General features: G+C 42.5%; 7 protein-coding genes and 3 pseudogenes. 6 read left to right on the top strand and 4 right to left on the bottom strand.

What is annotated here, in order from left to right; translation table 11 throughout:
• Positions 1-10 precede the first annotated feature (10 nt).
• From V7K45_RS22635 to V7K45_RS22625, 3 genes are all read right to left on the bottom strand, one after another.
• Positions 11-541, bottom strand: coding sequence for a chemotaxis protein CheW (locus V7K45_RS22635; protein WP_335007231.1), 531 nt, complete (start codon positions 539-541; stop codon positions 11-13).
• A gap of 13 nt (positions 542-554) precedes the next feature.
• A complete protein-coding gene (locus V7K45_RS22630; RefSeq protein ID WP_069073698.1) occupies positions 555-920 on the bottom strand; it encodes a response regulator transcription factor in 366 nt (121 codons plus the stop codon).
• Between the two features lie 252 nt (positions 921-1,172).
• Positions 1,173-2,351: a response regulator gene (locus V7K45_RS22625; RefSeq protein WP_335007230.1), complete on the bottom strand. Its 1,179-nt coding sequence runs from the start codon at positions 2,349-2,351 to the stop codon at positions 1,173-1,175.
• 383 nt (positions 2,352-2,734) lie between these two features.
• Here V7K45_RS22625 and hmpF point away from each other — a divergent pair, with 383 nt between their 5' ends.
• Positions 2,735-4,498, top strand: a complete 1,764-nt coding sequence (hmpF, locus tag V7K45_RS22620; RefSeq protein ID WP_335007229.1) for a pilus motility taxis protein HmpF — start codon at positions 2,735-2,737, stop codon at positions 4,496-4,498.
• A gap of 112 nt (positions 4,499-4,610) precedes the next feature.
• On the opposite strand, the gene tilS is transcribed toward hmpF, so the two are convergent.
• Positions 4,611-5,603 (bottom strand): tRNA lysidine(34) synthetase TilS, encoded by a 993-nt coding sequence (gene tilS, locus V7K45_RS22615; RefSeq protein WP_335007228.1) that lies wholly within the window; start codon positions 5,601-5,603, stop codon positions 4,611-4,613.
• 548 nt (positions 5,604-6,151) lie between these two features.
• On the opposite strand from tilS, the pseudogene V7K45_RS22610 reads away from it, so the two are divergent.
• The 5 genes and pseudogenes from V7K45_RS22610 to V7K45_RS22590 form a co-directional block, all read left to right on the top strand.
• Positions 6,152-6,409, top strand: a pseudogene (locus V7K45_RS22610) (ribonucleoside-triphosphate reductase, adenosylcobalamin-dependent); the annotation flags it as partial.
• Between the two features lie 671 nt (positions 6,410-7,080).
• On the top strand, positions 7,081-8,895 hold the full coding sequence (ltrA, locus tag V7K45_RS22605; protein ID WP_335007227.1) for a group II intron reverse transcriptase/maturase: 1,815 nt from the start codon (positions 7,081-7,083) through the stop codon (positions 8,893-8,895).
• 93 nt (positions 8,896-8,988) lie between these two features.
• Positions 8,989-9,873 (top strand): annotated as a pseudogene (locus tag V7K45_RS22600) (ribonucleoside-triphosphate reductase, adenosylcobalamin-dependent); the annotation flags it as partial.
• 309 nt (positions 9,874-10,182) lie between these two features.
• Positions 10,183-11,253 (top strand): annotated as a pseudogene (nrdJ, locus tag V7K45_RS22595) (ribonucleoside-triphosphate reductase, adenosylcobalamin-dependent); the annotation flags it as partial.
• Between the two features lie 253 nt (positions 11,254-11,506).
• Entirely contained in the window at positions 11,507-11,728 is a 222-nt protein-coding gene (locus V7K45_RS22590) for a hypothetical protein (RefSeq protein ID WP_335007226.1), read from the top strand.
• Positions 11,729-11,976: the final 248 nt, after the last annotated feature.

Genomic DNA, 11,976 nt, shown 5'->3' with positions numbered 1-11,976 from the left:
TCCTCCAATTTCATCCTGCCCACCTAGCACTTCGTACAATTGCCATTTGATCGAGCAGTCTTAGACACTGATTATTTTTAGCACCTAATGACCACTCTCCACGTAAAAAGGGAGCCATCGTATCAGGAACACTAGTTGGTGGCATCAGATTCTGAAGATCCAGCCAGTCCATACCACCGATTTCCTCTACTGCTAAACCCACTATTGTGTCTTGCTCTTCAATGGCAATCACCGAAATTTCAGCTCTATCCGTGTTTAATGCACTTGCTTCCCCCAGAAATTGACCCAAATCGGCCACCCAAATAACTCGACCTCGTAAATTTAGAGTACCCAAAAGTAAAGGAGAAGCATTAGGAATCGGGGTGATTCTATCAGGACTTAGTTCAATTACCTCTCGGATGCCAGTTGCTTGTAGTGCAAACTCCTGATGCGAGGGAATGTAAAACCTCAAATGTAACTCACCTTCAGGACTTTCTACTTGTAATTCTGGTCGAAAGTGGTCTTGACCGCCGCCACTTAAAAAGTCCGGTTTGCTGACCATGTTGTTTTTATCCTTATCCTCGCAGCAGTTGTTTGACTGTTCCTACCAACTCGGTTGGTTGAAACGGTTTGGCTATGTAAGCATCTGCACCCTGCTTCATGCCCCAATAGCGATCGAATTCTTCGCCTTTGGAAGAACACATAACCACTGGGACATTTTGGGTTTTTGGATCGGATTTTAACCGCCGACAAACTTCGTAGCCGTTCATTCGGGGCATGACAATATCTAATACCACTAAATCTGGAGGTGCTATTTGAATTGCCTCTAATGCTTCTAATCCATCACTAGCATGGGTAACTGTTAGGCCAGTCGCTTTCAGGAGGTCTGTAATCATCTCCCTTTGCGCTATACTGTCTTCCACAATCAGAACTGTGCTCATAAGTGTCTATTTACCTCCTGATTTAGACGTTCCTAATTGGAACATTCCCTGATTCCTCCGCAAGTATTAACTGTATAAATTAATTTTATGTGTTCACTATTTTCCCGGAGATTGACGTTTCACTCAGTTAACTGACTCTGTGATAACATCTTTTAACTCATCTTTTAGTAGATCAACAAATCTTTGATCTCTTTATATGCTCCATAGGTGAGAGAGATGAGAGAAAAATAATTAATGCCCCATGCCCAATTTTCATTGGTTGTTGATATATTTTTCTACGAGCATAAGTAACTCAGTGTCTGTAAACGGTTTTGTCAAATAATCTGTTGCCCCGACCATCCTAGCTTTGACTCTATCCATAAACCCATCTTTCCCAGTAAGCATGATAATCGGTGTGAGCCGAAATGCTGTTGAATGTCGCAGCATGGCACAAACCTCGTATCCTTCCAATTCCGACATAGCAATGTCGCATAAAATTAAATCTGGTTTGAGTTGAAAAACCAGACTCAGTGCTTCTAAGGGATTGGTGAGAGCGATCGCTTCATAACCTTGTGGTTGTAAGATGGAATTTATAGTCTCACCGATGGCGATCGCATCGTCAATACATACTATCCGCCCCATCGGTTTTTCTTTCAATTCCCAGCTATCCGTGTGTGTACTTGGGTAATTAGTCTCTGAATATACTAGTTGTAGCCAACTTTGTTGCACATAAGGATATATTGCCTTAGCGACTGTCAAAATGTCTCGGTTGAGATGGCGAGCTAGTTGTCGCAAGGATGTTTTACCATCAGCCCAATGTTGTAGCTTATTCACGGTTACTTCTGGTAAAGAAGATTGTAGCTGAACTTTGTCAGATAGCACTGGCAATTGCTCTGGAGACTGAATGTGTGGATAGAGTTGCTTCCACTGTTGCAGCTGCTTGGTGATTTTTGTCACCAATGGAGCAATCTCATAAGTGTTTAATTGCGGGGCAAGTGCTGCACCCTGATGGAAAATGAAGTTACCTTGGCGTAAACTCAGCAAATCAAAGAGAGTTTCATGCACCAAACCGTAAATGATACTAGCAGCTATCTTTGGGTTGATGATATTCCGCTCCAATAGTGACCAAAGATAGGCATACTCTGGCGCGTCGGTTGGTGGTAGGGTGGCAATTTGTTTGTCGGTGAGTCGCATCTCAACTCGATAATGACGTAAATAATCGCTAATTCTGGATAAACTACTCTCGCCTTCTTGGCAGTAGATAATTTGACCGTTAAGGAAAAAGACGAACCAAGACTGTTGTTTAGGGCGATAAATGTTTGCTCCATCTCCACCCAGTTTGTTGTTATGGTGAGAGCTATAAGCTTCCACCCATAGTTGCCCAGTTCGCTGTCCCAATTCAATCAATTGCAGGATACTGCAAATATCAATTTCATTTAAATTTCCCTGCATTTAGCTAAAAAGTACTCCTTAAGTATTGCTGAATTCTGAATCGTGAATTATGACTTATTCTTTAAGTATTGATTATGGAGTATTGAAAAGATTTTTACTCTATTTTGCTCGTCATAGGAAATACATTAAGCTATAAACCTTTATCTTTCGTAATACACTTTGACAAAGCTAGTGTTAACACGGAAGTCATCATCACTGTCATCAGTACAAAATATAAAGGCGCGACCAGATCGCTTCTATAAGTATCAAGACGTAACATTTTGCGTCTATAGTTTTGTCTGTCTTGTTCTTCTAAACCTTGGTTCAGTGAGACAAGTTAACAGAATTATTTAAGGTATATCTCAAAACACGAACTTTAAGTGCATCAATAAAGGACTAACGGTGTGCTGTATTTAGCAGAAGTACAAAAACAGAAAGGTGGTTTACTCAGTGGCGGTGGCAAAACCGAACTGAAACTGCTAGCTTGTCAGCGAACTGACCAGAATTGGAGTACTGTGTCGGAAGAGGTGATTGCCGCTGAGGACGCAAGCAAATTAAATGATGGTGCTTTGGTATTGGTTGAATTGAATCCGAATCGTCAAGTGCAGCGGATTCAAGAAGCAGGGCGTCCACTCGTCAACATTTTGCAGAATTTTTCTCGTCAGTTGGAGAAATTTAAGCTCAAGGAAGATGAGATCGATCAGTGGAAACAGTCACTCACATTTCAGGCGCAAGAGTTGAATCGCCGTGAAATGGACATGGAGGTACGAGCAGAACAGTTGCAGCAATTGGAGGATGAGGTACAACATCTAGAAGAACAAAAACAGGAAGTTGACACCTCGCGCCAGGAAATTGAACGATTACAAGGAGAAATTGAGCGCAACCGCCAAGAGTTGGAAGGCGCTTGGGAGCATTTACGGGGTGAGCAGCGTCGCCTGGAAGAACGCCAAGCGGATTTTCAACAAGGGACGGTTTTAGATGAGGAGCAAAGTCGAGTAATGAGTGAGTTACTCGATCGCTTGTCTAGCCGTGTTACTCCTACGGACAAAGTTAGAGAACACCTACATCTAGCCTTTGAATTGGTTGAAAAGCAGCAAGCGACTCTTACCCCGCATTGGCAAAAACTGGAGGAACATAAAAGTGCGATCGCCCAACAGCAAGAAGAAGTTGAGCGTTTATCACAAACTTTTAGCGATCGCCAAAATGCATTACAAGAAGCACAAAATTCTCTAGTTCAGCAAACTGCCCAATTGCAAATAAACACAGCAGACCTTACCAGTAAGCAAGAATATGCTCGGCTCGTCAAAGAGCAGCTACGAAACGCCGAAGAGTTATATCAACAGATGCACTCTTTAGCGGCAACATCTGGTGATGTAGTTCTCGGCAAGCAAGCTGATGTGGAGGCTTTGGATAAAATGCCTTTAGAAGAACTACAAAAGATAGTGCAAGACTTGCAGCATAAGTTAGAAATTGACGCTAGCTTTGTTCACGATCAAGAACAAGAACTGAAATATAAACAAGAAGCTATAGAAGAACTCCAAACTAAATTAAATCAAGCATCTGACCATGACCACATCAATTTGGAATTAGAACTAACTGATGAAAAAGACCTTTATCAGATGCTAAATTCCAGTTTGGTGGGACAACGCCGCAATATGCTACAGCACCAGAAGTTTCTCAAGCAACATCAAGCTGTATTGCTACGGCGGCAAGGACATACTGTTACTGAAGAAGAAGAAAGTAACAACAAAATTAATTTAGAACCGATTCTGTTACAAGTTGAAACCCAGCGACAACAATATTCACAGGAAATCCAAAAGCTGGAACGTGAAATTGAGCAGATTCGTTCTGGTGTTGAACTAAATCAGGGAATGATTGACAATCAAACTCACGATCTTGATGAAAAGCGCCAAGAACTGAAAGCGATCGAGGAAAATTTGCTATCTCTACGAAGAACAACTGCTGAATTATCTGGTAGAGTGAATCTTTATCAAGAAGCACTACAACCAATTCAGGATTCTCTAGATGGATTACGGCAAAAGCTGCAAGGAATTGGAGAATCTTTGGATCAATTCCAGGAAACTGGTGATTCTCAAGTCCAAGCGATCGCTCAGTTGCGTCATACTCTCCAGGGTTTAATGCCTCAGCCAGTATTACTAGCGTCTTAATAAGTTACGAGTTAAGAGTTATGAGTTAAGAATTAAAGAAAGTTTTTAACTCAAACCTTAATAACCAAAACTGAAAACTTCAAACTTTTAACTCCTAACTCATTACTCCTAACTATTTCAAACAGATCCAGTCGCCTTCTACTTGAGCGATCGCACCACCAGGAAATGGATCGGTTTGCGATCGGTTGGGCGCTATAATTAAAGCCGTTAATTTCTCAATATGTTCAAAACTGGGGGCATCGGTCAGTATTTGCTGCAATACCTGACGCATCACCCGACGTTGCAACGCCAGTGGTGCTTTCTGTAATACCCGACGATTTAACCGTAAGGGAAGCACAGTAAGAGAATCTTCTTCATGTCTCACGCCCAATGCCGCACCCCGCAATTGCTGGGCAGCTTTTTCCAAATATTCCACTTCCGCTTGTAAAAGTTCTGCTGTTTGAGCTAAGGCTGATTCTACTTTTGGGTTGAAATTATCTCGCAAATATGGTAACAATTCTTGACGGATGCGGTTGCGGGCATATTGCAAATCTTGATTGGTGGAATCTTCCCAAATTGGTAATTTAAATTCTTGACAAAATTGTTCTGTTTGTATTCGAGTAATTTCTAAAAGTGGACGCACTAACACAATGCCCGTAGCTAGAGGGCGTTGCCAAGTTAAGGCTTGTAAACCATCAGCACCAGTACCGCGAATTAAATTGTAGAGGAGAGTTTCGGCGCGATCGCTAGCGGTGTGTCCTGTAACTATATATTGATAATTATTTGCCTGAGCGATCGCACTTAAAACTTGATAGCGCCAATCGCGTGCAGCCGCTTCACTATTTATCGGTTTGTTCGCTGTTTCTAAATAAAAGGATATACCCCAAGTTTTAGCTAAATTTTCGACGTGGTTAGCATTAGCTTGGGAGTCAGAACGCCAGCGATGATCGCAGTGAGCAATACCTAAATACCATCCCCATTTGGATTGTAAATCTAAAAGTAATTTGATTAAACACAGAGAATCTTGTCCGCCGGAAACAGCGATTAATAGCCGCTGGTTGCGCTCAAATAAGTGGCGCGATCGGATGGTGCGATGAATTTTTGCATGTAGGGGAGTCCATACCATTTTATTTTTTTTCAGCGCACATAGACACAGATAATTTTCTATTATATCTGTGTATATAAACTTGGGTATTAGTTTTTACCTTCCTTTAGTTGCGCACAACATCATCATCAGGATTTAAAGGTTCCCATTCATCATTCATAATCAATTTCCTGTAACTAAATTTATAGTGCCCAAGAGATTGAAATTAATTGTTTGGATTTGACTGACAGCCGCAACTTATTTAACTATCACTGCTAGTTGGGGGAAACTAATGAAGAGTCCTGAGTACAGTTAGCGGTAGCGGAGCGTTGAGCCATTGCTGAGTAGCGATCATCAGCCTCAAGATGGGATGATAGAGATAATTTACTTAAAAGCAATAGTGCTAATTAAAACTTAGTAGCTATCTCTTACCCAAGGGTAGAGGATATTATACATCATAAATTTCTGTTGTAATTAGTGCCGGGTAGAGCTAGCGTAAAGTGGACAATTTGACAATCTTTAATACTCAAACTACTTGGCGTATAGTCATAATCTGTCCGCACGCAAGAAGAACGCAAGATACTTAATATATGGTTCAGAATCTCGAAAGAACACGCCAGAGTGCAAGGTTTCCAGAAACTGCACCGGCTGCTAATCCCGTATTTTTTAGAACTTATAGCCGCCGTACAAAGGCGGGACTAAGGGAAACATGGGATGAGGTATGCGATCGCACTATACTCGGCTTAGTCGAGTTAGGAAAGTTAACTCAAGAAGAAGCTGCCACACTGGATAAGATGCAGCGCAACTTGAAAGCTATGCCTAGTGGGCGCTGGCTATGGGTTGGTGGTGTGTGATTCGTTGAGTCGAAACTGGCTACAGAGAGGCTTTTAGCCAATCCTTAGTCTTGGGATGACTCACTTGGTTCTTAAAAATCTGTTACAAAACCCAAACGGATAACCGAATAAGTAATGTACGGATAGCCGAACCTTGATAACTGTATAACCTTATAGGTGATGTGATAATCCATCACAAAGTCCTATCCTCCAAGCGTGGGAGTGAAAGCATTTCCCCTACCTAGTGACTGGTTATCAAAGGGTAAAGCAGGGAAAAACGCTGGTAAAACCAAACCATGAGGTGAATCCCAGCAAGCAAGAGTGCATGGACAACGAAAGTGAAGGTACGTCTGAACAGTCGTAACCCAGTAAGTAGCGAAAAGAATGGTTGATACGCTGCGGTCAAAAGACACTGAGACACATAGGAACCCGAAAGTACCTCCATTAAAGGTCACGCTTTCCTGTCTCCGGCTGAGTAGTACCGTCCTAAACACTCAAACAAAGGTTATACGGAACGAAGTAATCCTGTCTGTGGCTCTCTAAAAGGTCGATATTAGAGTAGGAACCAATCCACAAGCCCTAACAGGAAGAGATGGAATCAGAAGCAAATGCCTACCTGTAATGGGTATGGATACGCTGACAGATTCCCGATGATTTGGAAGATAGAGTTTTAACAAGCAATGTAAATGACTAAAACACGGAAAAATCCGATGGTGGTATGGACACAAGTGAACTGGCGCAAGCTAGAACGCACAGTGTTTAAGTTGCAAAAGAGAATCTATCAAGCCTCTCAGAGGGGAGATGTCAAAGCAGTGCGTAAATTGCAAAAGACTCTTCTAAATTCCTGGTCTGCCAAAATGCTTGCCGTCCGTAAAGTGACACAAGATAACCAAGGAAAGAATACTGCGGGAGTAGATGGGAAAAAGGCTCTAACGCCTAAAGCCCGATTTGAGCTAGTGAAAACACTAGAACTAAACCACAAATCTACCCCCACCCGCAGAGTATGGATTCCCAAGCCTGGGAAAACAGAAAAAAGACCTTTGGGTATACCCACTATTGCAGAACGGGCAAAACAAGCACTGGTGAAATTAGCCTTGGAACCCGAATGGGAAGCCAAGTTTGAGCCTAACAGCTACGGATTCCGACCTGGTAGAAGTTGTATGGATGCTATTGAGGGTATCAAAGTAGCAATTAAGCAAAAGAGCAAATATGTTCTAGATGCCGATATTGCAAAATGTTTTGACAAAATTGACCATAAGAAACTATTGAACAAAATCAATACGTTTCCAAAACTTCGCAGACAGATTAAAGCATGGCTTAAGTCTGGTGTTTATGATAGCGGAGCATGGTTTCCAACCGATGAAGGAACCCCTCAAGGTGGTGTAATTTCACCACTATTAGCAAACATCGCTTTACACGGAATGGAAAAGATTGTCAAGGAATTTGCCCGAACCCTTCCAGGGAAAAAGGACAACAACGAGAAGGAAATCACCTTAGTCAGATATGCCGATGATTTTGTCATCTTACATCCCAAATTGGATGTACTTATGAGGGCTAAAGCACTGATTGAGGAATTCCTTAATGATACTGGTTTAGAACTTAGACCAGAAAAAACTCGCATCACCCACACCTTGGAAAACATGGTTGAAGAAACCCCTGGTTTTGATTTCCTTGGCTTTAATATCCGCCAGTACCCAGTAGGGAAGTACGCAACAGGCAAAAACACACACGGTAAACCGCTAGGATACAAGACATACATTAAGCCAAGCAAAGAGGCTGTCAAAGCTCACTATCAAAGGTTAGCTAATGAAATTGATAAATTAAAATCTTGTCAATCTCAAGTCGAGCTAATCAAGCGACTAAATCCAATCATCACTGGATGGAGCAACTATTACTCCAAAGTTAACAGTGCTGAAATCTTTCAAGAGCTTGACAACTTACTAACACTGAAGTTGATTGCTTGGACTAAGGCTAGACACCTTCACAAATCTACAAAACGGTGGACTAGGAAATATTTCGGCTCCAAAGGCGGGTCAAACTGGATATTCCGCGCTATTACCGTTCGCGCAGCGTCCCAAAGGGAAAGTAAAACTCTCTATCTTACCTACCACAGTGATTTTCATATCCAGAAATTTGTCAAAGTCAAGGGAGAAGTCAGCCCCTACAACGGCGATTTCATCTACTGGGCTACCCGCATGGGCAAAAGTGTCGAATTACCTACTAGAGTCTCCAAACTGCTGAAAAAGCAGAATGGAAAATGCACAGAATGCAATATGTACTTCAGAGATGGAGATGTAATGGAAGTAGACCATGTTATTCCTCGATCCAAAGGGGGAAAAGACAGCTACGAAAATTACCAACTATTGCATAGACACTGCCATGACATCAAAACCAAAAGAGACGGTACTCATGACAAGAGCCAAATCATTGAGGAGCCGTGTGATGCGAAAGTATCACGCACGGTTCTGAAGCCGAGTCACATTGGCGACAATGTGGCTTAGGGTAATACAGACTGGATAACCAAGCCAAAGAACTTTTCCGGGGCTTATAATTGCACTTCTACCAATCTCGAAGACTGGAGCGCCTTCGGCTTAATGATGGATTTGGCAATGATGGGCTGTGGTACTGGAGCCGTCCTAGAACCACAATTTATTAACCAGTTGCCCCCCATTCGCAATCAACTAAATGTCACTGTAAAAGGTGAAATTGGCAGCACCCCTGTCCAACAGCGACGTGAATATACTGAAACTCATATAGAAGGTAATAACGTCACTATTCACGTTGGAGATAGCCGTGAAGGTTGGGTTGAATCATATCAAGCCTTATTAGAACTCTCTACTGATGAGCAATTTTCAGCAGAAGTTGAAGTATTAGTCGATATCAGCGACGTGCGAAAAGCAGGAGAAACTCTCAACGGCTTTGGAGGAGTTGCAAATCCGGTGAAATTGCCCGGACTTTATCAGCGTTGTGCTTCCATCCTGAATAAAGCTGTGGGAAGACAATTAAATTCAGTTGAATGCTGTCTGTTAATCGATCAAGCTGCTGTAACAATTGTCGCCGGCAACATTAGGCGATCGGCTGGTATGAGGCAAGGTTCTAGCGAAGATAGTTTGTTTGCCGATGCCAAAGATAACTTATGGCAGCAAGATGAAAATGGCAACTGGCGAATCGATCCAGAACGTGATGCACTCAGGATGGCAAACCATACGAGAGTTTTTCACCGTAAGCCCACCTTAGAAGAATGTGTTGGTGCTGTCCGCAAACAATATTACAGTGGCGAGGGAGCGATTCAATGGGCTGGTGAAGCCGTAGCGCGATCGAACATAGATTTGCTGCCAACACAGGCTCTGAAAGTTGAGTTTTTACAAGCTTATGAACAAGGAACAGCAAAACAGTGGTTAAAAGAACGTTATCCAAATCTTGATGCTAATGAACTAGAACATCGTTTAGCTCGCTATGGGCTAAATCCGTGTGGTAAGTGATTTTGCCTCACGTTAAAAACCTCGCAAAAACGGGGAAGGCTGAGATGCTAATCCCGTGGTAATCAAAGGAATTAAAAAGTCTTTGACACTGTACAGCGTAGAGAGTGAAACTAGATTACATCCAAAATTGTTGTTTAGAATATAATCTCTCCAAGAGTGCGGGGACGGATGTGAAAAACACTTGTGTTGAGCGGAGCCGAAACACTTTTATTATCTGAAGTCACATCTGCAAAAGGTACGCGGAGCTACTGCAAATAATCAAGCAGTAGAACTAGGGGATAAAAAGCCTCTAGGGTAACAAATCTGGAAATCATTGGTAGTAACTTTCACTGCAATTTGTCTGAGGTTCACCTGAATCAAATTGACCCCCATAACTACAAAGAACAAGAGGAAGCTTTCACTGCTGGGGCGTTATCTGTAGCAGCACTTTTAAATCACAAATTCTTGGAACCACGCTATCAATACAGCCGTGAATTAGACCCGATTGTGGGAGTTTCTTTTACAGGTTTATTTGATTTCTTTGTCCATGCTTTTGGTGTTAATTGGCTGCGCTGGTGGGAAGCAGGAAGGCCTGCAACTCCCCAAGGATTAGCTTTCAAGCGTGAGGAAGAGAAATACCTGAGTTCTTGGAGAGATATTGTACATCGAGTGGTTTGGGATTATTGCGATCGCCACAATCTCAAGCGTCCAAATCGCTGCACCACGGTGCAACCCAGTGGTACTAAGGCTTTATTAACTAATGCTAGTTCGGGGTGGCATCCTCCCAAAGCTCAAAGATTTATTCGTCGCATCACCTTCGGTAAAAATGACCCAGTAGCCTTAGCTTGTATTGACTATGGTTACAACGTCATTCCTTCTCAATCAGACAAAGATGAACAAGGTAATTTGCTTAACGATCCCTTCGATCCACGGGTGAGTGAATGGCTAGTGGAAATCCCTGTTTCTGTAACTTGGGCTGATTTACCAGGGGCTGATGAAATTGATGTTTCTAAGTTTTCAGTCTCAGCCCAATTTGATTTTGTCCTCCAGGTTCAACGTTGGTACGTGACTCACAACACATCAGCTACTTTGGAACTTCGCTCTGATGAAATCGAGCCTTTGGGACAGCGCATTTACGAAACCATTCAGAATGATGAAGGATATATTTCAGCCGCTCTTTTAGCTCGTTTTGACGATTTGCAATCATTCCCACGTTTGCCATTTGAACCAATAAATAAATCAACCTACGATCGCTTAACTCAAGAGGTGAAAGCGCGACGCAAAACAGATGATTTCTGTGCAGTACTAAGCCGCTACGATTTAGGCGAAATGACAGAGGCTGGCCCTAGTGGTTGTGATTCTGATAAGTGTATGTTTCCCGATCTGGAACCAAGCTAATAAGGCGAAATGATTAGCAAGTAGGGAGTGGGGAGCAGGGGAGCAGAGGGGCAGGGGAGACAGAGGGACAAGGGGACAAGGGGGACAAGGAGACAAGGGGGAATTATTGAACAAGTCTCTTCCTTGTCTACCTTGTCTCTTCTCCATGCCCAATGCCCAATGCCCAATGCCCAATGCCCCATACCCAATGCTGTAACACGTTACGATCAATTAAGAAGTAATAATTTTTTACGGCAGTGCCAGGAGTCTTTTTATGTTCATTAATGAATTGTCACCTATATTCAGAGAATTTACTCAGCATCCAGTCTCATTTGTGGGTGGGTTTTTCTCTGGTGTGCTTCGACTCAATCTTGCAGACGATCCCGTTAAAAGCTGGCTAGATAAACAGATCCGCTCAAATAGTTACACCGGCAGCACCACAACGGATGCACATAACGGCAAAGCCACTGGTCCTCAGCAGATTTCGATTGACTAAAAACTCCAACCTGACATAGTTGAATTTACTACAAAATAAGGAGTCAGTGCTGCCATCAGCAGCGCTGACTCCTACTTTTTACAATCAACATCTTGGCATTTGTTATACCAATTTGAAAAATGATTGCGACAGATGGGAAACTGAAACACTTATCCCAATACGGTTCAGTTAAGGCTGAAAGACTGATTAGTGATATGAAATTTAGGAGCTTCAACTCGTTGTCCAGTACCTCTATGTTTTGGCTTTTT

This window comes from Nostoc sp., assembly GCF_036917375.1.
Classification (GTDB): domain Bacteria; phylum Cyanobacteriota; class Cyanobacteriia; order Cyanobacteriales; family Nostocaceae; genus Nostoc.
The sequence above is the reverse complement of the archived record's forward strand: the minus strand, read 5'-3'. Positions and strand labels throughout refer to the sequence as shown.